The sequence below is a fragment of the Pseudomonas sp. GW821-FHT09E04 genome (assembly GCF_059416185.1).
On the sequence record NZ_JBWKOR010000005.1, the window covers coordinates 106,800 to 130,357 of the forward strand.

The following is a 23,558-nucleotide window of genomic DNA, read 5'->3' on the forward strand; positions in this document are numbered from 1 at the left end:
ACAGGAACGAAATGACCTCCCTGACCCTCACCGACCTGAGATGGTCCCCCTTGGGCCACGACCACTGCCATCACCAGTTCCAGCTGCGTGACGCCTCGTTGCAAGTGGCCGCCGGTGAGTTCGTCGGGCTGATCGGGCCCAACGGCAGCGGCAAGACCAGCCTGTTGCGCTGCGCCTACCGCTTCAGTCAGCCGGAACACGGTGAGGTCAGACTCGATCATCACAACGTGTGGAAGCAATCCTCGCGCTGGTGCGCACAACGCATCGCCGTGGTCTTGCAGGAATTCCCCGACGCCTTCGGCCTGACCGTCGAAGAAGTGGTCGCCATGGGCCGCACGCCGCACAAAGGCCTGTTCGATGGCGACACGCTGGAAGACCGCCACCTCGCCACCCAGGCCCTCAAATCCGTGGGCCTCGATGGTTTCGAAGACCACGCATTCGCCACGCTGTCCGGCGGTGAAAAACAACGCGTGATCCTCGCCCGCGCCCTGACCCAGCAACCGCAACTGCTGATCCTCGACGAGCCGACCAACCACCTCGACCCGCGCTATCAGCTGGAACTGCTGCAACTGGTCAAGCGCTTGCAGATCGGCACCCTGGCAAGCATTCACGACCTGAACCTGGCCGCCGCGTTCTGCGACCGTTTGTATGTGATCAACCACGGTCGCATCGTCGCCAGCGGCACCCCGCAAGAAGTCCTCACGGTTGAATTGCTGCGCGACGTGTTCGGCGTCGAAGCACTGATCGATGCCCACCCCCTCCACGGCTACCCGCGAATCACCTGGATAACCCGACCATGACTGTGCGTTCCCTGCTTTGCCTCGCCCTGTTGCTGGGCACCACCCAAGCCTTCGCCGAGGCCACCAAGTACCCGCTGACGATCCACAGCTGCAACCGCGAAGTGACCTTCAAGGGAGCGCCGAAACACGCGGTCAGCCACGACATCAACATGACCCAGATGATGCTCGCCCTCGGCCTCAAGTCGAAGATGGCCGGCTACAGCGGCGTCAGTGGCTGGAAGTCGGTAACACCCGAAATGCAGTCGCTGCTCGATGGCCTGCCGGAACTGGCGGCCAAATACCCGTCGGTGGAAACGTTACTCAACGCCAACGTCGATTTCTTCTTCGCCGGCTGGGATTACGGCATGCGCGTCGGTGGCGATCTCACCCCGCAGACGCTGCAACCGCTGGGCATCAACGTCTATGAGCTGACCGAGTCCTGCGCCTTCGTGATGAAGCGCCCGGCCGCCACGCTGGAAGACACCTACAACGACCTGCGCAACCTCGGCAAAATCTTCGACGTGCAGGATCGCGCCAACGCACTGATCGCCGACATGCAAAGTCAGGTCGCCGACATCCGCAAAGACCTGCCCGCCGAGAAGCCACGGGTGTTCCTGTACGACAGCGGCGAAGACCGCGCCATGACCTCCGGCCGCCTCGGCATGCCGCAAGCGCTGATCGACGCTTCTGGTGGGCGCAACATTCTCGATGACGTCGATGCGAGCTGGACCCGGGTCAACTGGGAGACCGTGGTCGAGCGCAATCCGCAGGTGATCGTGATCGTCGACTACAGCGAAATCACCGCCGAACAGAAGATTGAATTTCTGCTGAAGAACAAGGCGCTGCAATCGGTGGACGCGATCAAGAACCAGCGTTTCATCGTCATCCCTTACGTGCAGGCCACGCCGGGGATCGACAACGTGCTGGCGGTTGAAACTCTGGCCAAAGGGTTCCACGGCGAATGATCAATCGTCGTTACGGCTGGCTGCTGATCGCCCTCGGCGCGGTGCTGCTGGTGTCGTGCGTGGTGTCGCTGGGCTTCGGCCCGGCGCGGGTGCCGGTGGACGTGGTGTGGCGGATTCTGCTGCACAAGTTGTTCGGTTTCGGCGTGCCGGACTGGAGCGCCGGCCAGGAGCACATCGTCTGGCTGATCCGCGTGCCGCGCATGTTGCTCGGTGCGTTGGTTGGCGCCGGGCTGGCGTTGATCGGTGCGGTGCTGCAAGCGGTGACGCGTAACCCTCTGGCCGACCCGCACCTGCTCGGCGTTACCTCCGGCGCGACCCTCGGCGCAGTGATCGTGGTGCTGCACGTCGGCGAAATCGTCGGTCTGCTGACCTTGCCGATTGCCGCGTTTATCGGCGCGTTGTTGAGCATGTTTCTGGTGCTGGGCATTGCCAACCGTCACGGGCGATTGGACAGTGACCGGTTGCTGTTGTGCGGTGTAGCGGTGTCGTTCGTGATGATGGCGATCGCCAATCTGCTGCTGTTCATGGGCGATCATCGCGCCAGTTCGGCGGTGATGTTCTGGATGCTCGGCGGCCTCGGTCTGGCGCGCTGGGAGTTGTTGGCCGTGCCGGCGCTCAGCGTGTTGCTCGGGCTGATTCTGCTGCTGGGCATGGCCCGACCATTGAACGCTTTGATGGCTGGCGAACAGACGGCTGTCACCCTTGGCCTGAACGCGCGGGCGGTACGTCTGCGGGTGTTCGTGATTGCTTCACTGATGACCGGGGTACTGGTGTCGATCAGCGGCTCAATCGGGTTTGTCGGGCTGATGGTGCCGCACATTGCGCGGCGCTTGATCGGTGCCGAGCACCGGCGTCTGCTGCCGGTGTGCGTGTTGCTCGGCAGCGTCTTCCTCGTTTGGGTGGACGTCGCCGCACGCACGCTGATCGCCCCCGAAGACTTGCCCATTGGTGTTGCCACCGCTGCCCTCGGCGGATTGTTCTTCATCGGCCTGATGCGCCGCCGCTGAGCCTGCTTTAGACTGCGCCCCCGATTTTTTCTCAGGATGAGTGTCATGTTGAAAGCAGCTGTTGTCGCGTTGCTGTTTGTGGGATCCAGCGCGGTGCTGGCCGATACGACCGTCGATGTCTCGAAGATCTACGGCAAGATCCAGTTCGTCAACTCGTACCCGGATTACAAAGTAAAGATCGATAACTCCTGGCCAGATCTGAAAGTGAAGCAAGTCACTCAGTGGCCAGACTCGGTGGGCAAATGGCAGATCGTTGATCAGTATCCCGATTACAAGATTCAGATCGTCGACTCTTACCCTGATTTCACCATCAAGTACGTGGACTCCTGGCCTGGCGTGAACTGATCTGTCACGCATCCCCGCTGCCGCCTCGCGGCAGCACCACAATGAAGCACGTCCCCGCACCACACCCTGCCGCCTGTCCCCTCCTGGTGCGCCGCCCCTGCGCACAACCGCTCTAAACCGACCTTTTGCTGCCCGATCCCGACCGGGCACAGCCCTTGCAAAACACCCTTCAGTCGTTCGCATCTGCCAACCATAAAAAACTTTAACGTTCGTGGAGATCGCACAATGAAGCGTCGCAGTTTGATCAAGGCTTTCACACTCACGGCATCCATTGCCGCGATGGGCATGACCTGGACGGTACAGGCCGCCGAGACCATCAAGGTCGGGATTCTGCATTCGTTGTCCGGCACCATGGCGATCTCCGAAACATCGCTCAAAGACATGGCGTTGATGACCATCGACGAGATCAACGCCAAGGGCGGGGTGAACGGCAAGATGCTGGAACCGGTGGTGGTCGACCCGGCGTCGAACTGGCCGCTGTTCGCGGAGAAGGGCCGGCAGTTGCTGACGCAGGACAAGGTCGCGGTGGTGTTCGGTTGCTGGACCTCGGTGTCGCGCAAATCGGTGCTGCCGGTGTTCGAAGAACTCAACGGCCTGCTGTTCTACCCGGTGCAATACGAAGGCGAAGAGATGTCGCCGAACGTGTTCTACACCGGCGCCGCGCCGAACCAGCAAGCGATCCCGGCAGTTGAATACCTGATGAGCGAAGAAGGTGGCGGCGCCAAGCGCTACTTCCTGCTCGGCACCGATTACGTCTACCCGCGCACCACCAACAAGATCCTGCGTTCGTTCCTGCATTCCAAAGGCGTAGCGGATAAAGACATCGAAGAGGTCTACACCCCGTTCGGTCATAGCGACTATCAAACCATCGTCGCCAACATCAAAAAATTCTCGGCCGGCGGCAAGACCGCTGTGATCTCGACCGTGAATGGCGACTCCAACGTGCCGTTCTACAAGGAACTGGCCAACCAGGGCCTGAAGGCCACCGACGTACCGGTGGTGGCGTTCTCGGTGGGCGAAGAAGAACTGCGCGGCATCGACACCAAACCGCTGGTAGGCAACCTCGCAGCGTGGAACTACTTCGAGTCGGTGGAGAACCCGGTGAACAAGAAGTTCGTCGATGACTGGAAAGCCTACGCGAAGAAACACAACCTGCCGGGCGCCGACAAAGCCGTGACCAACGACCCGATGGAAGCCACTTACGTCGGCATCCACATGTGGGCGCAGGCGGCGGAGAAAGCCAAGTCCACCGACGTCGACAAGGTCCGCGAAGCCCTCGGCGGCCAGACCTTCGCCGCGCCGTCCGGCTACACCCTGACCATGGACAAGACCAACCACCACCTGCACAAACCGGTGATGATCGGCGAGATCCAGGCCGACGGTCAGTTCAACGTGGTGTGGCAGACCGAGGGGCCGATTCGTGCGCAGCCCTGGAGTCCGTTCATTCCGGGCAACGACAAGAAGCCGGAGTATGCGGTCAAGAGCAACTGAGTTAACCCGCTCAACCTGATCGTTCCCACGCTCTGCGTGGGAATGCAGCCGGGGACGCTCTGCGTCCCAAAAGCGGACGCGGAGCGTCCGTTGAGGCATTCCCACGCAGAGCATGGGAACGATCAATACAGGAACGCCCGTTATGTCCACTGCCCTTTACCGCTTGGTCCTGGCCCTCGTACTTTTACTGCCAATGGCCGCACACGCCAGCGACGCCGAAGACTTCGTTGCCGCCAACCCGACGCAACAGGCAAAACTGCTGGAAGCCTGGGCCGCGCAGCCCGATCCGGCCCGTGTCGAACTGATCAACGCCCTGCAACAAGGCGAACTGACCGTCGACGGCCAACCCAAAACCCTGCGCCTGAACAACCGCCTGCGAGGTCTGATCGACACCGCACTGGCCAGCCACCAATTGCTCGCCGTCGACGCCAAAACCCGTCTGACTGCCGCGCAGCAATTGCAGAAAAGCGCCAAACCGGCGCAGCTGAAATTCCTCGACCAGCAACTGGCTGGCGAAAAAGACGAAAGCGTCCACGCCGCCCTGAGCCTGGCGCTGGCCAACCTGCAACTGGTCGACACCGACCCGGCAGTGCGCCTCGCGGCCGTGCGTCTGCTCGGTGAAACCGGTGACCCGTTGGCCCGCACTCGCCTCGAAGGTTTGCTCGAACCCGGCGTCGAGGCTGACGCCAATGTGCGCACCGCCGCCGAAACCAGCCTCGCCCAGGTCAAGCGCAAACTGCTGATCGGCGAACTGCTCGGACAGGCGTTCAGCGGCATGTCCCTCGGCTCGATTCTGTTGCTCGCGGCCTTGGGTCTGGCGATCACCTTCGGCCTGCTGGGCGTGATCAACATGGCCCACGGCGAGATGCTGATGCTCGGTGCCTACTCGACCTACGTCGTGCAGTTGATGTTTCAGCGCTACGCACCGCAGGCCATCGAGTTCTATCCATTGATCGCGCTGCCGGTGGCGTTCTTCGTTACCGCCGCCATCGGCATGGCCCTGGAGCGCACGGTGATTCGCCATCTCTACGGCCGCCCACTGGAAACCCTGCTCGCCACCTGGGGCATCAGCCTGATGCTGATTCAGCTGGTGCGCCTGGTGTTCGGTGCGCAGAACGTTGAAGTGGCGAACCCGGCATGGCTGTCCGGCGGGATTCAGGTGTTGCCGAATCTGGTGCTGCCGTACAACCGCATCGTGATCATCGCCTTCGCATTGTTCGTAGTGGTGCTGACCTGGCTGCTGCTGAACAAGACTCGCCTCGGTCTGAACGTGCGAGCGGTCACCCAGAACCGCAACATGGCCGCCTGCTGCGGCGTGCCGACCGGGCGTGTCGACATGCTCGCCTTCGGTCTCGGCTCGGGCATCGCCGGGCTCGGCGGCGTGGCGCTGAGCCAGATCGGCAACGTCGGCCCGGACCTCGGCCAGAGCTACATCATCGATTCATTCCTGGTGGTGGTGCTCGGTGGCGTCGGCCAATTGGCCGGCAGCGTGTTCGCCGCGTTCGGCCTGGGCATCGCCAACAAGATTCTCGAACCGCAGATCGGTGCGGTGCTCGGCAAGATCCTGATCCTCGCGCTGATCATTCTGTTCATCCAGAAACGTCCGCAAGGCCTCTTCGCACTGAAAGGACGGGTGATCGACTGATGAACCAGCCTCTACTCGTAACGGCCACGCAAAAGGCCGGCCCCAAAGTTTCCATCGCTGTCGGTGCCGTTGTTCTCGCGTTGCTGATCGCCCTGCCGCTGCTGTCGTTGTTGCCGGCAGACAGTGCGCTGCATGTCTCGGCTTACACCCTGACGCTGGTCGGCAAGATTCTCTGCTACGCCATCGTCGCCCTGGCGCTGGATCTGGTCTGGGGTTATGCCGGTCTGCTGTCGCTGGGCCACGGTCTGTTCTTCGCCATCGGCGGTTATGCGATGGGCATGTACCTGATGCGTCAGGCTGCCGGTGATGGCTTGCCGGCGTTCATGACCTTTCTGTCGTGGAGCGAATTGCCGTGGTACTGGAGCGGCACCGGCAACTTCCTCTGGGCGATGTGCCTGGTGGTGCTGGCGCCGGGGTTGCTGGCGCTGGTGTTCGGCTTCTTCGCCTTCCGCTCGCGGATCAAGGGCGTGTATTTCTCGATCATGACCCAGGCCCTGACCTTCGCCGGGATGCTGCTGTTTTTCCGCAACGAGACCGGTTTCGGCGGCAACAACGGCTTTACCAATTTCCGCACGATCCTCGGTTTCGGCATCACCGAACCCGGCACCCGCGCGGTGCTGTTTCTGGCGACGGTGTTGCTGCTGGTGGCGAGCCTGTTCATCGGCTGGCGGCTGGCGCGCAGCAAGTTCGGCCGGGTGCTGACAGCGCTTCGCGATGCGGAAAACCGCCTGATGTTCTGCGGCTACGACCCGCGTGGTTTCAAGCTGTTCGTCTGGGTCTTGAGCGCGGTGTTGTGCGGATTGGCCGGCGCGCTGTACGTGCCGCAGGTGGGGATCATCAACCCGAGCGAAATGTCGCCGACCAACTCGATCGAGGCCGCGGTGTGGGTGGCGCTTGGCGGGCGCGGCACCCTGATCGGCCCGCTGCTCGGCGCCGGCGTGGTCAACGGCATGAAGAGCTGGTTCACCGTGGCGTTCCCCGAATACTGGCTGTTCTTCCTCGGCGCGCTGTTCATCGTCGTGACGTTGTACCTGCCCAAAGGCGTGATCGGTCTGCTGAAGAAACGAGGTGAATCATGAGAGTCACGGCGAGCGCTGAATTCATGCTGGAACCGGCCTTTTTCCCGGTGGAGCCCAACAAGGACGAAGGCACCAGCCGCGACTCGATCGGCCTCGGACAACGCGTCGGTCCGGGCCTCGACACCCGTCACGGCACGATCCTGACCCTGGAAGACATCAGCGTCAGCTTCGACGGTTTCCGGGCGCTGAACGCTCTGAACCTGTACATCGGCGTCGGCGAACTGCGCTGCATCATCGGCCCCAACGGCGCGGGCAAGACCACGCTGATGGACGTGATCACCGGCAAGACCCGCCCGAGTCATGGCAAGGCGTGGTTCGGCGAAACCCTCGACCTGACGCAAATGAGCGAAGTACAGATCGCCCAGGCCGGCATCGGTCGCAAGTTCCAGAAACCCACGGTGTTCGAAGCCCTGAGCGTGTTCGAGAACCTTGAGCTGGCGCAGAAAACCGACAAGTCGGTGTGGGCCAGTCTGCGGGCGAAGTTGAGCGGCGAGCAGAAAGACCGGATCAGCGAAGTGCTCGACACCATTCGCCTGACCACCTCGGTCAATCGCCCGGCGGGGCTGCTGTCCCACGGGCAGAAACAGTTTCTGGAAATCGGCATGTTGCTGATGCAGGACCCGCAACTGCTGCTGCTCGACGAACCGGTGGCGGGCATGACCGACGCCGAAACCGAATTCACCGCCGAGCTGTTCAAGTCGCTCGCGGGCAAGCATTCGCTGATGGTGGTGGAACACGACATGGGCTTCGTCGGCTCGATTGCCGACCACGTCACCGTGTTGCACCAGGGCAGCGTGCTGGCTGAAGGTTCGCTGGAACAGGTGCAAGACAACGAGCGCGTGATCGAAGTCTATCTCGGGCGCTGAAGAGGAATTCCAACATGCTGCAAGTCGACAAACTGCATCAGTACTACGGCGGTAGCCACATCCTGCGGGGCCTGAGCTTTGACGTGAAGGTCGGCGAAGTCACCTGCCTGCTCGGCCGTAACGGCGTGGGCAAGACCACGTTGCTCAAATGCCTGATGGGCCTGTTGCCGGCCAAGGAAGGCGCGGTGAACTGGGAAGGCAAACCGATCACCACGTTCAAGCCACATCAACGGGTACACGCCGGGATCGCCTACGTGCCGCAGGGCCGGGAGATTTTCGGCCGACTGACCGTGGAAGAAAACCTGCTGATGGGCCTGTCGCGTTTTCCCGGCAGCGAAGCCAAAGAGGTTCCCGCGTTTATCTACGAGCTGTTCCCGGTGCTGCTGCAAATGAAACAGCGGCGCGGCGGCGACCTGTCCGGCGGTCAGCAACAACAACTCGCCATCGGCCGCGCACTGGCCAGCCGTCCACGGCTGCTGATTCTCGACGAACCCACCGAAGGCATTCAGCCGTCGGTGATCAAGGAAATCGGCGCGGTGATCAAAAAGCTCGCCGCCCGAGGCGACATGGCAATCCTGTTGGTGGAGCAGTTCTACGATTTCGCCGCCGAACTGGCCGATCAGTACCTGGTGATGTCCCGGGGCGAGATCGTGCAGCAGGGCCGTGGCGAAAATATGGAAGCCGAAGGTGTGCGCGGGCTGGTGACTATTTGAGGTTACGGTCTAATCTGTAGCGTCCTAACGATAATCAGAAAACATGAACTTACCTTTAGCGACTGCCCTGTTTACCCCGAGCTGGCACGCCGAGCTTGAGCTGGCCTACGCCCGCTTCGGCGATTGCACGCGGCCGACCCGACGCCGACACCTCGGCCCGTTGCGGGTGCAAAAGCATCTGTATGCCGAAGGGCCCGAGGTCTGCCAGCACATCATCGTCCACCCGCCGGGCGGGATTGCCGGCGGTGACCGGCTCGACATCAGCGCCCGCGTCGAACAGGGCGCCTGGGCACAGATCACCAGCCCCGGCGCGGCCAAGTGGTATCGCGCGGCGGGCCCCGCTTATCAGTCGCTGGACCTGCACGTCGCCGCCGGCGCGACACTGGAATGGCTGCCACAGGAAACCATCGTCTACAGCGCCGCCCAGGCGGAACTCACGACCTCGATCGATCTTGAAGGCGATGCACGACTGTTCTACTGGGACGTGGTGGCGTTGGGTCGTCCGGCCAGTGGTGAACGCTTCGACCTCGGGCATTTCCAGGCGCATCTGGATATTCGCCGTGATGGACGGTTGTTGTGGCATGAGCGTCAGCGCATCGTCGGTGATGACGGCTTGCTCGATTCGCCGATCGGGCTGGATGGCAATCCGGTGTTTGCGACGTTGTTGGTGACCGGCGAAATCGATGCCGAACTGCTGGAGCGCTGCCGCTCGCTGGGCCACGACGTGCGCGGGGATCTGACGCAACTTCCCGGACTTTTGGTCGCCCGTTGTCTGGCCAGTGAAGCGTTGCTGGCGCGTGGATGGCTGATTGATCTGTGGCGATTGCTCAGGCCTGCGTTGCTCGGCCGTGAAGCTCAGCCGCCGAGAATCTGGAGTACTTGAGGGCCAGCCCCTCACCCCCCGCCCTCTCCCCGGAGGGGAGAGGGAGCCTGACCGAGCTGTCTGGAAAGAATTTTGCAGTCTCAAAAAATTACTGACTGACCCGGCCATAACAAACAACCGAGATCAGTCCCCCCTCCGGGAGAGTGAGGGAACCTGACCGAGGTGACCGCTGGAAATGTTTCAGACACAAGAATTCAACTGACTGAACTGGCCATTGAAAACAACCGAGATCAGTCCCCTCTCCCTCCGGGAGAGGGCTAGGGTGAGGGGCGGTTCCAACTGCCCCCCTCAAACCGAAAGAACCACACAAATCTGCCCAAATGGATTTAAAACGATGGACCTGACCCCACGCGAAAAAGACAAGCTGCTGATCTTCACCGCCGGCCTCGTTGCCGAGCGGCGACTGGCCCGTGGCGTGAAGCTCAACTACCCGGAAGCGATGGCTTTCATCTCGGCGGCGCTGCTCGAGGGCGCCCGGGACGGCCAGACCGTGGCTGAACTGATGCATTACGGCACCACCCTGCTGACCCGCGATCAGGTGATGGAAGGCATCCCGGAAATGATCCCGGAGATCCAGGTCGAAGCGACGTTCCCCGACGGCACCAAACTGGTCACCGTTCACCAACCGATCGTCTGAGGCCGCACCATGACTTACACCATTCGCGATGCCCTGCATGCCGACCTGCCGGCGATCCGCGACATCTACAACGACGCCGTGCTCAACACCACGGCAATCTGGAACGAATCCCCGGTCGACCTCGGCAACCGTCAGGCGTGGTTCAGCGCGCGCCAGGCCCAAGGCTATCCGATCCTGGTGATCGTCGACGCCGACAACACCACCCTCGGCTACGCTTCGTTCGGTGACTGGCGGCCGTTCGACGGTTTCCGTCACACGGTCGAGCACTCGGTCTACGTGCGCAGCGACCAGCGCGGCAACGGCCTCGGCCCGCAATTGATGACCGCGCTGATCGAACGTGCGAAAACCTGCGGCAAGCACGTCATGGTCGCCGCCATCGAAAGCGGTAACGCGGCGTCGATCCGTCTGCACGAACGCGCCGGGTTCATCATCACCGGGCAGATGCCGCAGGTCGGCACCAAGTTCGGCCGCTGGCTCGACCTGACGTTCATGCAACTGACCCTCAACCCTGGCGCGGAGCCGCCGCTCGCCAACAAGGAGTGACACCGATGAACCCCGCCCAACTGCGACGCGTCAATGCTGAAAGTTTTGCGCACTATCGTCAGGGCCTGATCGACCTGCTGCTCGACGCCGTGGGGTATGGCGCCAGCGTCGGCTTCATGGCCGATCTGGATGCCACTCAGGCCCGCGCCTATTTCGATGAAGTGCAGGACAACCTGAACAAGGGCAACGTCTTGCTGTGGGTGGTGGTCAAGGACGAACAGGTGCAGGCCAGCGTGCAACTGGGTCTTTGCCAGAAGGCCAACGGTCTGAACCGCGCCGAAGTGCAGAAACTGCTGGTGCGCGAACACGCCCGGCGGCGCGGCCTCGGCCAGCAGTTGATGGAAGCGCTGGAACTGACGGCCCGCCAGTACAAGCGCGGCATGCTCTACCTCGATACCGAAGCCGGCTCCCCCGCCGAAGACTTCTACAAGGCCCTGGGTTACACCCGCGCCGGGGAAATTCCCGATTACGCCTGCGACCCGAGCGGCACGTATCGCCCGACAGCCCTCTATTACAAGATCCTGCAAGGAGCCCACTGATGATTCCCGGCGAATACCGGATCCAGCCCGGCGACATCGAACTCAACGTCGGTCGTCGCACGATCAGCCTGAAAGTGGCAAACAGTGGCGACCGGCCGATCCAGGTCGGTTCGCACTACCACTTTTTCGAGACCAACGACGCCCTGACCTTCGACCGCGCCGCCAGCCGTGGCATGCGCCTGAACATCCCGGCGGGTACGGCCGTGCGTTTCGAGCCGGGCCAGAGTCGCGAGGTGGAGCTGGTGGATTACGCCGGGCACCGGCGGGTGTTCGGGTTTGCCGGGCGGGTCATGGGTGACCTCTGAGTCCGCGTGTACCGCAGCCCTCACCCCAGCCCTCTCCCGGAGGGAGAGGGAGCCGATCACCGATAGCCGCCTCACCGCGATCAGTCCCCTCTCCCTCTGGGAGAGGGTTAGGGTGAGGGTCGATGGCTCACCGCTATTTTCCTGAAGGACGCTAGATGAAGATTTCCAGACAAGCCTACGCCGACATGTTCGGCCCTACCGTCGGCGACAAGGTGCGCCTGGCCGACACCGAGCTGTGGATCGAAGTCGAACAGGACTTCACCACCTACGGCGAAGAAGTGAAATTCGGTGGCGGCAAAGTGATCCGCGATGGCCAGGGCCAGAGCCAGTTGCTGGCGGCCGAAGTGGTCGACACTGTCATCACCAACGCGCTGATCATCGACCACTGGGGCATCGTCAAGGCTGACGTCGGCCTCAAGGACGGGCGCATCGCCGCCATCGGCAAGGCCGGCAACCCCGACGTGCAGCCCGGCGTGACCATCGCCATCGGCGCCAGCACCGAAGTGATTGCCGGCGAAGGCATGATCCTCACCGCCGGCGGCATCGACACGCACATCCACTTCATCTGCCCGCAGCAGATCGAAGAAGCACTGATGAGCGGCGTCACCACCATGATCGGCGGCGGCACGGGGCCGGCCACCGGCACCAATGCAACGACCTGCACTTCGGGACCGTGGCACCTGGCGCGGATGCTCCAGGCGGCCGATGCGTTCCCGATGAACATCGGCCTCACCGGCAAGGGCAACGCCAGCCTGCCGGAGCCGCTGATCGAACAGGTCAAGGCCGGCGCCATCGGCCTCAAGCTGCACGAAGACTGGGGCACCACCCCGGCGAGCATCGACAATTGCCTGAGCGTCGCCGACCAGTACGACGTGCAGGTGGCGATCCACACCGACACCCTCAACGAGTCGGGTTTCGTTGAAACCACCCTCGGCGCGTTCAAGGGCCGCACCATTCACACCTACCACACCGAGGGTGCCGGCGGCGGCCATGCGCCGGACATCATCAAGGCCTGCGGTTTCGCCAACGTGCTGCCGAGTTCGACCAACCCGACCCGGCCGTTCACCCGCAACACTATCGACGAACACCTCGACATGCTGATGGTCTGCCACCACCTCGACCCGAGCATTGCCGAAGACGTGGCGTTCGCCGAAAGCCGTATCCGCCGCGAAACCATTGCCGCCGAAGACATCCTCCACGACCTCGGCGCGTTCTCGATGATCAGTTCCGACAGCCAGGCCATGGGCCGCGTCGGCGAAGTCATCACGCGCACCTGGCAGACCGCCGACAAGATGAAAAAGCAGCGCGGCCCGTTGCCTAAGGACGGCGAAGGCAACGACAACTTCCGCGCCAAACGCTACATCGCCAAGTACACCATCAACCCGGCGATCACCCATGGCATCAGCCACGAGGTAGGTTCGGTGGAAGTCGGCAAGTGGGCGGATCTGGTGCTGTGGCGCCCGGCCTTCTTCGGTGTAAAACCGACGCTGATCCTCAAGGGCGGCGCCATCGCCGCGAGCCTGATGGGCGACGCCAACGCGTCGATCCCGACCCCGCAACCGGTGCACTATCGCCCGATGTTCGCCAGTTACGGTGGCTCGTTGCATGCCACCAGTCTGACGTTCATCAGCCAGGCAGCGCAGGAATCCGGGCTGCCCGAAGTGTTGGGCCTGAAGAAGAAAATCGCCGTGGTCAAAGGCTGCCGCGACGTGCAGAAAACCGACCTGATCCACAACGATTACCTGCCCAACATCGACGTCGATCCGCAGACCTATCAGGTCAAGGCCGACGGCGTGTTGCTCTGGTGTGAGCCGGCCGAAACCCTGCCGATGGCGCAGCGTTACTTTCTGTTCTGATGTCTGGCCTCGGTCGTCGAGCCTTTCGACGACCGAGACTGCCAGCGCTTCAGCGGTCTGAAGTGTCCATCAGATACCGCGAAGTACCGGGCCGCTCACCCTAAAGCCCGACCCTCACCGGCTCGCCGGTTTCCTGACGTGACAAGGCAATCAGTTGCTGGTTGCGCTCAATACTGCGTTCAACCTCGAGCATCTGCACCGCCTCCTGGTACGCCGCGCTGGTGACGTCTTCGTATTCATCCTCAAGTCGCTGCAATTTTTCATCCGAACTGCGCTTGAGCGCGCCGAGTTCATCCGGGTACTTCTCGGTCAGGTATTGCACCCAGTAATCACGGCTGATCAGTTCCTCATAAAACCCCTCGCCTTTTTCAGCCTTCACCACCGCCGCGCGAGCGGCTGCCAGATCCTCGCCCCTGATCGGCCGGGCAAACCGCATGTGGCTGGGTTGCCCAGGCAATAGCAGGCCATCCTCCCAGCCGGAGGTCAGGCCGATTCGATACTGCAGGCGCACTTCCGCAGGATCGGCGTGACGGTCCATGCTGCGCGCCGCGAGTTTTTCCACCTCACCCAGGCGAAACAGTTGTCGCGACAAGTCGAGCAAGGCGCGCCCCTTCGCCGCAAGACCTGGCTGCAGGTGTCGCAAGGCGTTGTACTCATACACTTTGACCTCGATTTCGCTGAGCGCCAGGGTGCGCCCGTCGACGCAGGTCGTGTGCGTGGTTGCCATGGAAAACAGCGTATCGCGCAGCTCCTGGCTGCCATCGGCCGCCTCGACGACTTCCCAGACCCGTCGGGTCAGGTCGGCGCGAAACACCCGGAACTCTTCGGTATCCGGCATCCGCGACAGCAGATGGAAGAAGGCCTCGTTGTCGGGCTCGACTGCCAACCGCTGCCACATCGCCCGATAACGCAAGGCGTCCTCCTGGGGGATGTTTTCAATCCATGGTGTCACTTGCTGCTCAAGGACCGCTTCGGCGAGCGCCGGAAGGACCTCATCGGGTTCACTGTCGATCCTCAGGTCTTCGTCATCGCTTTCGGTGGTGCTGTCCAGATCGTCGATCATTCGGTCGATATCGGCATACGTCATGCCCAGCGCGTCACGACGCCCCTGCGCATCAGCGTATTCACGCAGCCGAATGAGGCTTTGCTGCGACATTTCGTAGTTTTCCGAAAGATTGCTGCCGGCAATCAGCGCAGCATGGCTGCCGTCATACAGCTGCGTTGGAATTGACGATATTTCGTTGTTGCTCAAGTCGATCGCCTGCAAGTGCGGGGCTTGCAATACTCCCTCCGGCCAAGCCGTGAGCAGGTTGTCACGCAGATCCAGCCGCTCCAGTCGCCCGAGTCGAGCGACACTGAACGCGCGCAGGCTGTTATGGCTCAGATCCAGCCATTGCAACTGGGTCAAACCTTCAAGCGTTTGAAACAGCGCCGCGGAGTCCGCAAGGCCGGTGAACGACAGTTCCAGTCGCGCCAGCCGACGCATTTGCCCGACAGGTTCGGGGATAACCGGCAAGTGGTTGCCACTGAGGTTGAGTCGGCGCACCTGTGTGAATGCCCTGAGGAATGCATTGGAACCATCGGTGGAAAGCTTGACACCCGCCAGGTTCAGGGTACTCACCGCAGGAAACACGTCCGTCAGCTCGGGCAGATTGCCTACTTGCAGACCGTCGAGGTTCAGCTCGCGATCAGTGACGCCATTCCAGTCGTCCGTACCGTCCCGCCAGCATTCGATGATGCGCTGCGCAGCAATCTGGCGGGTGCGCGACGACACGGTCCAATCCATACCACGGGTTTCATGAGTGAACAGCCAATCGTTGAGGCGCCGCGTCAGCGACTCGAATGTCTGTTCCCATGCGTCGATTCGCGCACTGATCTGCACCTCGGTCAGCCCCGCGCTCTGCATCCGTTCGATGGCCTGTTGTGCCCGAGTGTTGTCGTACTGCGGGCACAGGCGGCGCAAGCGCGCACCCCATCCGGCCGGCCCTTCAACAGCAGGCAACCGTGGCGGCAACGGCAACAGGCGCCGAGCGATGACCGAACCGCTTTCGGTGGGCGGTGTACGGTGACGCGGTTCCTCCAGCGCAAAACGCTGCAACGATCCGGGGGCCAGGCCTCGGGCGCCTTCGATCCTCTGCCGCGCAGTGGCGAGAGCGGCTTTGGCTTGCGGGTTCAACGCGGTGCCGGTCAGGCTGGTATCCAGCAACAATGCATCACGCGCCAGCAGCGTATCCGGCAGCGAGGTCAATTGGCTGTCGCTGAGATCCAGCCAGGTCAGTTCCGGAAGATCCTCGGCACCGGCCGGCCATTCGCGCAGGGCCGTCGAACTCAGGTCCAGCGCCATCAGGCGATTCATGCCGCGCACGTCGATACGTTCCAGAGGATTATCGTGCAGGTTCAGGGTTTCGAGCGCCGGCAGATCGCTCGGTTCCAGCGGCAGTTCGGTCAAGCCACAATGGCTCAGGTCGAGGGTATCGACCCCGCGGAAGGTGCGGATGAAACCGCGCAACTGTTCGACCGGGGCCTGCAACCCGGCCAGATGCAGGCTTCTGACGTGGCTGAAACCTTCAGCAGACAAGACCGGCAGACTGTCCACGGGAGAACCCAGAATATCCAGCACCGACGGATCGGTGGGCAAACTGACGTACAGGTTGAAAAACACGCTTTCGGTGCGCGCGCCGTAGCGCTGGAACAAGCCACTGCGCCAATTGCTCCGCAAGGTTTCGGCGACTGCCGAGCGTGCGGCGCCGCCGTTGGCGATGGTCGGTTCGGAACCGACCCACTCTGTCAGCCGGTTGAGTTCGCTGAACTGTTCACTCAGGGCTTCGATGGCGACGAGCCGGCTCCCGGCATCTGTCCATTGCGTCTTGAAACCATTGCTCAGGACATCGAACAGGCTGGACTCCATGCCGACAAAACGCTTGAGCTCACCGCGACAGTAGTCGGCAACCATTTCGTCCAGATCGATCAGATGCCGAGGTTGACTGCGGACGAATTCGTAGATCGGTTTGAACACCCGGCGCGGGAACTTCGACCAGTCCAGCGACAGACCGGACAACAGTCGCTGATGACCTTCATAGATTTCCATCGGCAGCGCATTGATCGAGGTTGATCGCAGGTTCAGACGCTCCAGTCGTGGCAAATCCAGAACACCGCGCGGCCATTGATGCATTTGCGGGCTGCCGATTTCGAGCCTGCGCAGCTGGCGCATGCCGCTGAAATCAAGCTGCACCGGCACCACTGGGTTGGCGCCGCTGCCGGTACAGTGCAGCTCCAGCTCCTCGAGCCGGGTCAGTTCCCTGATCCTCGACGCCACCGCGCCCGTGAGGGGTGTGGCCAGTTTCAGCCGGGTCATGTGCCGCAGTGTCTTCAACGTTGTGAGGACCTTGTCGAATTCCGCGACGCCGGCGCTCATCACCAGTTTTTCAACGTTGGGGAACGCTGCAAGCGTGTCACCCACTACCGGGGCGCGCAGTGTCAGTTCGCGCACGTGAGAGAAATCCGCCGTCAATGGCGGCAGCGGAGCATCACTGATGATCGTGAGGCGCGCCGCCTGAGCATTGTGTTCGGCCAACGGTGCGTTGCGCCAACAGTCCTTGATGTTTTGCGCCACGCTGACGAATTCGTCACGGGCATTACGCAGGCGCAGGTTCTGCGACATCAGCCATTCATCAAGCGTTGTTTCCAGCTCTCGCCATTCGCTCATTCGATTGTTGAGCAGATGAAGGATCTGTTGGTCAGTCTTGCCCAGCCGCCATTGCTCAAGAATGAAGCCGCGGGCCTGGACGTCGGTCAATCCCGGATAGACATTCTGCACGTGCCCGATCAACACAGGGTCTGGCCCCGGCCCATCGCCGCTGGCGGGATAACCGAGCAGTTTGGGGGCAATGCGTTGCGGCGGCTTGAACCAGGGTTTCTCGGCGGCGCCTGCGCGAAGAATCTGTGCCGACTGACTGCGCTCGGCAAGCGCCCGATCCATGATCGCGCCTTGCAACTCGACACTCTGCCCGACATTCGGCAGACCCAGCGCATGACGTGCCGGATCGGGCAAGGCATGCATCAACGAGGCGAAAAAGTTGTCGCCCCTGACCGGAATACTGTTAAGCGGCTCGCCTCGCTCATTGGCGGCTTGATAGGCGTCCCCGTACTTGACCAGATACTTGTGTTCGGAGGCCGTTTCGCTGCCGATGGCATCCAGCATCGGGCCGCTGATACTGCCCTCGCGGACTTCCAGACGCACGTCATTGGACCACCCCGGTAATCGTCCCAACGTCTGCAACGCGAGATGGCGGCTGTCGGCCGAGGCCATGGTTTCACTGTGCAACCCGGCCAGTGCCCTTGTCATGCGGCCTGCCTGGCCATACCAGCGACCGAGCTCCTGTAAATGCGACGGGACCTTCGCGGCGCTGTCCAGTCGTGCCAGTTCTTCGGCATCGGCTTGTCCCAATGCAGCCGTTGCCGCACGTTCGGATAGTCCGGGGACGACTCGCTGCAGCTTTGTCGCCCGGGGATCGACTGGCTCGGTTCCCTTGAGAAGGCTGTCGAACAACGCGGGCTGATGCGTGCTGGCGAAGTCGGCAATCTGTCTGGAGAACTCCCGCGCCCGTGCCGACCGAACGCGTGCAGGCTCGCCACCCAACAGGCGAATCGTCTCCGCTTCATCCAGCGCCGTGAGTATTCGGGTCGGCAGCTGACCGTTCAACACCTCGGCCCGGCTGATCCGGATCGGCGCCTTGCCGCCGCGCTTCGTCCCGTAATTGCGCGCCCTCCCCGAGAGGTCAGGGCTGTCGTAGATTTTCAGCATCCGCCCGAACGGCCAGCGTGGCATGTCGGGTAGCAGCGCCAACAGATGCAGAAAACGATTGTCGATCGCCTGTGCGCCGGCGGCCTGTCCGACGATCAGTCCGGCGTCACGCTCAGCGTTGAACAGGCGCATGGCGTCCGTCAGTTCCGGCGGCGGCAAGGCATTGTCCAGGTGCATCTTGCGCAAGGCGTTGTCGCTGACACCGGCGACATCGGCCATCGTCAGCAATTGTTCGTCAGCAAAGGGCTCGGTGCTGTGGCCGATGCGCCGCAACAGCGTCAATCGATCCCAATCCTGTGGGCGTTCCAGGGTATGCCGCCATGCGCCGGCGCCGTTGTGCGCCAGGGGCGGCTGATAGGCCTGCGGATCGCTCGGATGCTGGATGCGCCAGGCCTTGAGCGATTCGTCATAAGCCTGCTGGTAGGTCTTGCCGTCGAGCCGGATGCAGGTTTTTTCTCCGGCCTCGTATTGCCCCAGCGCATTCGGCATCGCGTACGGATCCAGCCTAACCGGACTCTCGTAACCACGAAGGTCAGGCTTCCACAAGCGGGTCGTGCCGTCGGGCAATTCCACCTGATGCAGGTTCTCGATGACCGGCACCGATCTGGCTGCCGCCAACCGAGCAAACCCCTTTCCCACCCCCGCCATCAAAGCAATCAACGCGAGATTCTGCGCGACATCGATCAGATGGGCCTTGGCAGCCTTGCGATCACCTTCGCTCCACTCGATGGCGCCTTCAAAAGTTTCTTCGAACAGTTGCCCGGCCATCACTACCATCATCACTTCGCCCAGCACCGGCACGAACATCGAGACACCCATCAGCACCAGCATGCCGATGTTCAACAACGCGGCGAACTTCTCCGAGCGTACCCTGGCGTCGACATCCGCCGTGGGCACGGCATGGCTGCGGGCATCGGCGATCAACCGCTCACGATGCTGCTCGAACTGGTAATTCCACAGGTCGACATTGTCCGACCAGATCCCGCCCCCCTTGCGAGACAGGTCAACCGGGTTCAGATACGGCTCAGCATTCGGCACCTGTTCGATCGGCGGCGCAGGTGGCAATTCGCGGATCCCTGTCAGCGCGGCGTTGATCGGGTTGAGTGCCTTGAAAAACTCGTTGAGCAGCGGCTCGTAGGGCGCCAGCCTTTGCGTGAACGTGCGGTTCGGCGTGTCGTCGGTGAACTGGCCGAAGTAGCGCGGCCGGTCGGCATAGGCGACGAACTGACTGAAAAAGCGCTGGTAGGCATTCGGTTCGGCGGGATGAGTTTGAGTCGCGTCGCGTGCGGTAAACCGCTGCTTGAACATCGCTGCGATTTCCAGCCCCTTGTAGCGTTTGAGCGGGTGGTAAGGATCACCCGGGATATACAGGATCGAGTCGTCGCTGTAGCGATACTTCTCGCAGATTGTGAACATCACGCAGCCAGTCATGCGCCGGCCCATCAGGCCCAGATCACGGAACCAGATCTGCCGACGGCCCTGACGCGGTACCAGTTCACCGTTGAGGATCGAGCGAATCGAGGCGTAGTCTTCGTGTCCGATATCACCTTTGACCAGTGCCAGTTCGGCCGCCGCACGCAGAGCGGTTTTATGCGCGGCGACGAATTTGTCGCGCAGCACGTGTTCGGTCACTGCGTCCTTGGGGCGCAGGAAATCCCTGAGGTACGCCTGATATTTCGCCCCGATGTCCAGTGAACGGCACAGACCGGTGAATTGCTCGACCGTCAGGGGCGTGCTCAACGGCGCAAGCGTGCCGGGTGTCGAGGTTTCCCTGCGAAATCCCGAGGTTTCATGAAAGGCGCCACGTTTACATTCACGATCTTCGAAGTTGTGCAGGGCCGCTTGCAGCAATGGCAGTTTCAGGACTTCGAAGAAATCGATGTCGATGGCAAAAATCCCCAATTCCACCGGTTTGTTCAGCAGCAGCCAGGTCTTGTTGAGGTCCAGCGTCACGTTGAAGCGGTCCTTGAGGGCCTTGGTCAGCAATGGCGCGGCGAAGCTGTCGATGTCCTGGAAGCCCGACATGGCTTTGTCCAGGCGAGCCTGGGCAGCGAGGCTGGCAGTCACGGCGTCGCCCACCGCCTTGCGTTGATCGCGCGAGGCGCGCCTGTACCAGTCGGGTGTGGCGTTATCGGCACTTTTCAGCCCTACCCGCTGCTGAACCGGTGCATTGATCAACCAGTCGGGGCTGGCCTGCTGGAGGAAACCGGCGTGCAGACTTTGCGTTACAACCGGCCCGGGAGGCGGTGCAGCCTTATCCGGCGAAGGTGGGGTGAGAGGGATTTCGGGCATGATTCGCTCCTTGAAATGGAGCGAAAGCAGACCATGGCGAACCTCCGTGGCTGCGGTACATATGTCTCGCAGTACGGCGTCTTGTCAGCGGAAATGTCAGGCTCGAGCGGCGCTATCTTTCCCGCGCAAAGGGACTAATATTCGAACGCCCCGCCTTGAATTTCCAGGAACCCGGACATGCGTTTATCCGAATTCATCAGGCAACACGCGGATCACATCGTCGAGGAATGGGAGCAGTTCGCCCGTACGATCACGCCGGCGGCCGACAATATGGATCAGACGGCGCTGCGCGACCATGCCAAGGCCATCCTGCTGGCCGCCGCGCGGGACATGGACACTGCACAAACCGCCAGCGAGCAAATCGCCAAGGCCAAGGGCGAAGGCCCCGAGAAAACCCCGAGCCTGGACGAGGCCGGCGCCAGCCACGGTGAGTTGCGGCATACGGTGGGGTTCGACCTGGTGCAGATGACCTCGGAATTCCGTCACCTGCGCGCCTGTGTGATTCGCTTGTGGGTCAATTCGCTGCAGTCGCCGGACATGGCATATTTTCAGGACATGATCCGCTTCAACGAAGCCATCGACGAAGCGCTGGCGGAATCCACGGCAGCCTACGCCGAGCAGGTCAACCGCTCGCGCGACATTTTCCTCGCCATCCTCGGTCACGACCTGCGCGCGCCGCTGCAAGCGGTCAGCATGTCGACCGAAGTGCTGATGCGCAAAACCACCCTGGAAGGCGATGCGCTGACCTGCGCGCTGAACATCAAACACGGTGCGCGGCACATGGCGGCCATGGTCAGCGACCTGCTCGAACTGGTGCGCAGTCGCCTCGGCAAAAGCCTGCCGATCAACCCTGTCCCCATGGACCTGGCAGAAGCCGCGCGCCGGGCGATCGCCGAAGCCTGCGCCGGGAATCCGGAATGCGATCCGACACTGACCATCAGCGGCGATACCCGGGGTGCCTGGGATGCCGGACGGATCGATCAGCTGTTGCAGAACCTGATCGGCAACGCCTTGCAGCACGGCTCCGATCCCCGCGAGGTGAGCGTTGATCTGCGCGGCGACACCGACAACGTGTGCCTGAGCGTGCATAACGACGGCACGCCGATTCCCGAAGAGGCCATCGGCACGATTTTCGATCCGTTGGTACGCAGCGCCGACGAAGAACTCGGGCAACCGTCGACCAGCCTCGGCCTGGGGCTGTTCATCGTCAAGGAAGTGGTGACCGCCCACGGCGGGACGATCGAAGTCAGTTCAAGCGAAGCCGACGGAACGCTGTTCAGCGTGACGCTGCCCAGAGAGGTTTGAAGCGCTACTCGACCACCAGCCGCGCCAGACGCTGACGAAGCATCCGGTTCTCGGCGCGCAGTTCCTTCACTTCTTCCAGCAGGTCCAGCGCCAGGGCGACGCCTTCCCATTCCAGCTCCAGGTCGCGCCGCAGCTTGACGGCGCGTTTGGCCAGGGCCAGTTCGTAGTCGGTGAAGCGCCATTCCCGGGGCTGCGCGCCCTGAGGTTCGAGGATGCCGTGTTCGACGATTTCGATCACGTAGACGTCCGACAGGTCGGCCGCCTCACAGAATTCTGCCATGTCCAGTTGAACGATCAGGGGGCTGCTCATGATGGGCTACTCCGTCGCCGGGTTCAGAAGTTCTCTCGCGGGTTGAAGGCGGCTTTCTTCGCCAGTTCCTGCCACAGTGCCTTGACGTCATCGCCCGTAGCCTTCGGCATCACGGCCTTGAGCTGGACGAACAGATAACCGCGCTCGCCGGCCTTGTTCTGCAGGCCATGGCCCTTGGCGCGCATGCGCTGGCCGTTCTGGCTGCCGGCCGGCACCTTGAGGTTGATCTTGCCGGTCAGGGTCGGCACGGCCACTTCGGCACCCAGCGCCAGTTCCCACGGTGCCAGCGGCAAGGTGATGATCAGGTTTTCGCCTTCGACATCGAATTTCGGGTGCGGCGCGAAACGGATGGTCAGGTACAGATCGCCATTGGCGCCGCCACCGATGCCCGGTGCACCCTGGCCCTTGAGGCGGATGCGCTCGCCGTCGGTCACGCCCGCCGGGATCTTCACGTTCAGGCTCTTGCTGGTGTTGCTGACGTGCTGGCCGGAACCGTTGTATTGCGGCACCTGGAAGCTGATTTTTTTCGATTCGTTCGAAAGCGTCTCTTCGAGAAAGATCGGCAGTTCCAGTTCCACGTCTTGCCCTCGCCGTCCGGCGCTGCGGGATTGCCGGCCTTCGCCGCCACCGAAACCGGGGCCGCGATTGCCGAAGATCGAACTGAAGAAGTCCGAGAAGTCACCGGTGTCGCCACCGCCGCCACCAAAGCCGCCACGGCTCTGCCAGCCCGGTGGGCCCTGGAACGGCTGACCGTGCTGGCCGTAGCGGCGCAGGTCATCGTATTCGGCGCGCTTGTCGGCGCTTTTCAGCGCTTCATAGGCTTCCGAGGCATCCTTGAACTTGGCCTCGGCGTCTTTTTCCTTGCTGACATCGGGGTGGTATTTGCGCGCAAGCTTGCGATAGGCCGCCTTGATTGCCTTGTCGTCAGCCGTCGGCTCCACGCCGAGTATCTTGTAATAGTCTTTGAAGTCCATTGAAGGAGTCACCATCCGTTATCGATTTCGCGCCGCCGTCAGCATGCGCCGATTCGCGCGTGCCAGGTTGACCGATCTCAAACTTGTGACCGGGTGGCGCAGCAGAAGTTTATCGGCAGTGGACGGCGGTTCTTGCGACCGCCGGTATGTCTGCCGGCCCATGCCAGCAAGTTTGGGGCAAAGCGGCGACTTTCAAGCAAGCTTAGTCGTGAAATAGCAG

At 62.1% G+C, this 23,558-nt stretch carries 19 protein-coding genes; 16 read left to right on the forward strand and 3 right to left on the reverse strand.

Annotated features, from left to right (window positions below):
- Positions 1–11 precede the first annotated feature (11 nt).
- The 15 genes from AC07N4_RS19310 (at position 12) to ureC (ending at position 13,653) form a co-directional block, all read left to right on the forward strand.
- Positions 12–800 (forward strand): ABC transporter ATP-binding protein, encoded by a 789-nt coding sequence (locus AC07N4_RS19310; RefSeq protein WP_493065789.1) that lies wholly within the window; start codon positions 12–14, stop codon positions 798–800.
- Positions 797–1,744: an ABC transporter substrate-binding protein gene (locus AC07N4_RS19315; protein ID WP_493065790.1), complete on the forward strand. Its 948-nt coding sequence runs from the start codon at positions 797–799 to the stop codon at positions 1,742–1,744. The genes AC07N4_RS19310 and AC07N4_RS19315 overlap by 4 nt, the downstream gene beginning before the upstream one ends.
- Entirely contained in the window at positions 1,741–2,751 is a 1,011-nt protein-coding gene (locus tag AC07N4_RS19320) for a FecCD family ABC transporter permease (protein ID WP_493065791.1), read from the forward strand. The genes AC07N4_RS19315 and AC07N4_RS19320 overlap by 4 nt, the downstream gene beginning before the upstream one ends.
- Before the next feature lie 45 nt (positions 2,752–2,796).
- Positions 2,797–3,096 (forward strand): 7(1) septoil knot domain-containing protein, encoded by a 300-nt coding sequence (locus tag AC07N4_RS19325; protein WP_102620101.1) that lies wholly within the window; start codon positions 2,797–2,799, stop codon positions 3,094–3,096.
- Between the two features lie 225 nt (positions 3,097–3,321).
- Positions 3,322–4,587, forward strand: coding sequence for an urea ABC transporter substrate-binding protein (urtA, locus tag AC07N4_RS19330; protein ID WP_085711205.1), 1,266 nt, complete (start codon positions 3,322–3,324; stop codon positions 4,585–4,587).
- A gap of 142 nt (positions 4,588–4,729) precedes the next feature.
- Complete coding sequence (gene urtB, locus AC07N4_RS19335; protein WP_102620103.1) at positions 4,730–6,232, forward strand: urea ABC transporter permease subunit UrtB; 1,503 nt, start codon at positions 4,730–4,732, stop codon at positions 6,230–6,232.
- Positions 6,232–7,311, forward strand: a complete 1,080-nt coding sequence (gene urtC, locus AC07N4_RS19340) for an urea ABC transporter permease subunit UrtC (RefSeq protein ID WP_493065792.1) — start codon at positions 6,232–6,234, stop codon at positions 7,309–7,311. The genes urtB and urtC overlap by 1 nt, the downstream gene beginning before the upstream one ends.
- Positions 7,308–8,177 (forward strand): urea ABC transporter ATP-binding protein UrtD, encoded by an 870-nt coding sequence (urtD, locus tag AC07N4_RS19345; protein ID WP_085711202.1) that lies wholly within the window; start codon positions 7,308–7,310, stop codon positions 8,175–8,177. The genes urtC and urtD overlap by 4 nt, the downstream gene beginning before the upstream one ends.
- Before the next feature lie 14 nt (positions 8,178–8,191).
- The gene (urtE, locus tag AC07N4_RS19350) at positions 8,192–8,890 is read left to right on the forward strand and encodes an urea ABC transporter ATP-binding subunit UrtE (RefSeq protein ID WP_007950600.1); all 699 of its coding nucleotides are present in this window, start codon (positions 8,192–8,194) and stop codon (positions 8,888–8,890) included.
- Between the two features lie 43 nt (positions 8,891–8,933).
- Positions 8,934–9,773, forward strand: a complete 840-nt coding sequence (locus AC07N4_RS19355) for an urease accessory protein UreD (protein WP_102620106.1) — start codon at positions 8,934–8,936, stop codon at positions 9,771–9,773.
- 334 nt (positions 9,774–10,107) lie between these two features.
- A complete protein-coding gene (gene ureA, locus AC07N4_RS19360; protein ID WP_007950602.1) occupies positions 10,108–10,410 on the forward strand; it encodes an urease subunit gamma in 303 nt (100 codons plus the stop codon).
- A 9-nt stretch (positions 10,411–10,419) separates the two neighbouring features.
- The gene (locus AC07N4_RS19365) at positions 10,420–10,953 is read left to right on the forward strand and encodes a GNAT family N-acetyltransferase (protein WP_493065793.1); all 534 of its coding nucleotides are present in this window, start codon (positions 10,420–10,422) and stop codon (positions 10,951–10,953) included.
- A 5-nt stretch (positions 10,954–10,958) separates the two neighbouring features.
- A complete protein-coding gene (locus AC07N4_RS19370) occupies positions 10,959–11,492 on the forward strand; it encodes a GNAT family N-acetyltransferase (protein ID WP_102620108.1) in 534 nt (177 codons plus the stop codon).
- Positions 11,492–11,797, forward strand: coding sequence for an urease subunit beta (locus tag AC07N4_RS19375; RefSeq protein ID WP_096819774.1), 306 nt, complete (start codon positions 11,492–11,494; stop codon positions 11,795–11,797). Before AC07N4_RS19370 ends, AC07N4_RS19375 begins: the two co-directional genes overlap by 1 nt.
- 155 nt (positions 11,798–11,952) lie before the next feature.
- Complete coding sequence (ureC, locus tag AC07N4_RS19380) at positions 11,953–13,653, forward strand: urease subunit alpha (RefSeq protein WP_493065794.1); 1,701 nt, start codon at positions 11,953–11,955, stop codon at positions 13,651–13,653.
- A gap of 100 nt (positions 13,654–13,753) precedes the next feature.
- On the opposite strand, the gene AC07N4_RS19385 is transcribed toward ureC, so the two are convergent.
- Positions 13,754–20,749, reverse strand: a complete 6,996-nt coding sequence (locus AC07N4_RS19385; RefSeq protein ID WP_493065795.1) for an NEL-type E3 ubiquitin ligase domain-containing protein — start codon at positions 20,747–20,749, stop codon at positions 13,754–13,756.
- Positions 20,750–20,926: 177 nt separating this feature from the next.
- On the opposite strand from AC07N4_RS19385, the gene AC07N4_RS19390 reads away from it, so the two are divergent.
- Positions 20,927–22,054: a sensor histidine kinase gene (locus AC07N4_RS19390; protein ID WP_493065796.1), complete on the forward strand. Its 1,128-nt coding sequence runs from the start codon at positions 20,927–20,929 to the stop codon at positions 22,052–22,054.
- A gap of 4 nt (positions 22,055–22,058) precedes the next feature.
- Here AC07N4_RS19390 and AC07N4_RS19395 read toward each other — a convergent pair whose 3' ends face one another.
- Both AC07N4_RS19395 and AC07N4_RS19400 read right to left on the reverse strand, forming a co-directional pair.
- Complete coding sequence (locus AC07N4_RS19395; RefSeq protein WP_096819778.1) at positions 22,059–22,364, reverse strand: chaperone modulator CbpM; 306 nt, start codon at positions 22,362–22,364, stop codon at positions 22,059–22,061.
- Between the two features lie 23 nt (positions 22,365–22,387).
- Entirely contained in the window at positions 22,388–23,338 is a 951-nt protein-coding gene (locus AC07N4_RS19400) for a DnaJ C-terminal domain-containing protein (RefSeq protein WP_493065797.1), read from the reverse strand.
- Positions 23,339–23,558 lie beyond the last annotated feature (220 nt).

Bases quoted from the DNA above. Each gene is read 5' to 3' on its own strand.
- AC07N4_RS19385 (WP_493065795.1), bottom strand. From the start codon at position 20,749: ATGCCCGAAATCCCTCTCACCCCACCTTCGCCGGATAAGGCTGCACCG.
- urtA (WP_085711205.1), top strand. From the start codon at position 3,322: ATGAAGCGTCGCAGTTTGATCAAGGCTTTCACACTCACGGCATCCATT.
- AC07N4_RS19355 (WP_102620106.1), top strand. From the start codon at position 8,934: ATGAACTTACCTTTAGCGACTGCCCTGTTTACCCCGAGCTGGCACGCC.
- AC07N4_RS19325 (WP_102620101.1), top strand. From the start codon at position 2,797: ATGTTGAAAGCAGCTGTTGTCGCGTTGCTGTTTGTGGGATCCAGCGCG.
- AC07N4_RS19320 (WP_493065791.1), top strand. From the start codon at position 1,741: ATGATCAATCGTCGTTACGGCTGGCTGCTGATCGCCCTCGGCGCGGTG.
- urtC (WP_493065792.1), top strand. From the start codon at position 6,232: ATGAACCAGCCTCTACTCGTAACGGCCACGCAAAAGGCCGGCCCCAAA.
- ureC (WP_493065794.1), top strand. From the start codon at position 11,953: ATGAAGATTTCCAGACAAGCCTACGCCGACATGTTCGGCCCTACCGTC.
- urtE (WP_007950600.1), top strand. From the start codon at position 8,192: ATGCTGCAAGTCGACAAACTGCATCAGTACTACGGCGGTAGCCACATC.
- urtB (WP_102620103.1), top strand. From the start codon at position 4,730: ATGTCCACTGCCCTTTACCGCTTGGTCCTGGCCCTCGTACTTTTACTG.
- AC07N4_RS19310 (WP_493065789.1), top strand. From the start codon at position 12: ATGACCTCCCTGACCCTCACCGACCTGAGATGGTCCCCCTTGGGCCAC.
- urtD (WP_085711202.1), top strand. From the start codon at position 7,308: ATGAGAGTCACGGCGAGCGCTGAATTCATGCTGGAACCGGCCTTTTTC.
- AC07N4_RS19365 (WP_493065793.1), top strand. From the start codon at position 10,420: ATGACTTACACCATTCGCGATGCCCTGCATGCCGACCTGCCGGCGATC.
- AC07N4_RS19390 (WP_493065796.1), top strand. From the start codon at position 20,927: ATGCGTTTATCCGAATTCATCAGGCAACACGCGGATCACATCGTCGAG.
- AC07N4_RS19395 (WP_096819778.1), bottom strand. From the start codon at position 22,364: ATGAGCAGCCCCCTGATCGTTCAACTGGACATGGCAGAATTCTGTGAG.
- AC07N4_RS19400 (WP_493065797.1), bottom strand. From the start codon at position 23,338: ATGGACTTCAAAGACTATTACAAGATACTCGGCGTGGAGCCGACGGCT.
- ureA (WP_007950602.1), top strand. From the start codon at position 10,108: ATGGACCTGACCCCACGCGAAAAAGACAAGCTGCTGATCTTCACCGCC.
- AC07N4_RS19375 (WP_096819774.1), top strand. From the start codon at position 11,492: ATGATTCCCGGCGAATACCGGATCCAGCCCGGCGACATCGAACTCAAC.
- AC07N4_RS19370 (WP_102620108.1), top strand. From the start codon at position 10,959: ATGAACCCCGCCCAACTGCGACGCGTCAATGCTGAAAGTTTTGCGCAC.
- AC07N4_RS19315 (WP_493065790.1), top strand. From the start codon at position 797: ATGACTGTGCGTTCCCTGCTTTGCCTCGCCCTGTTGCTGGGCACCACC.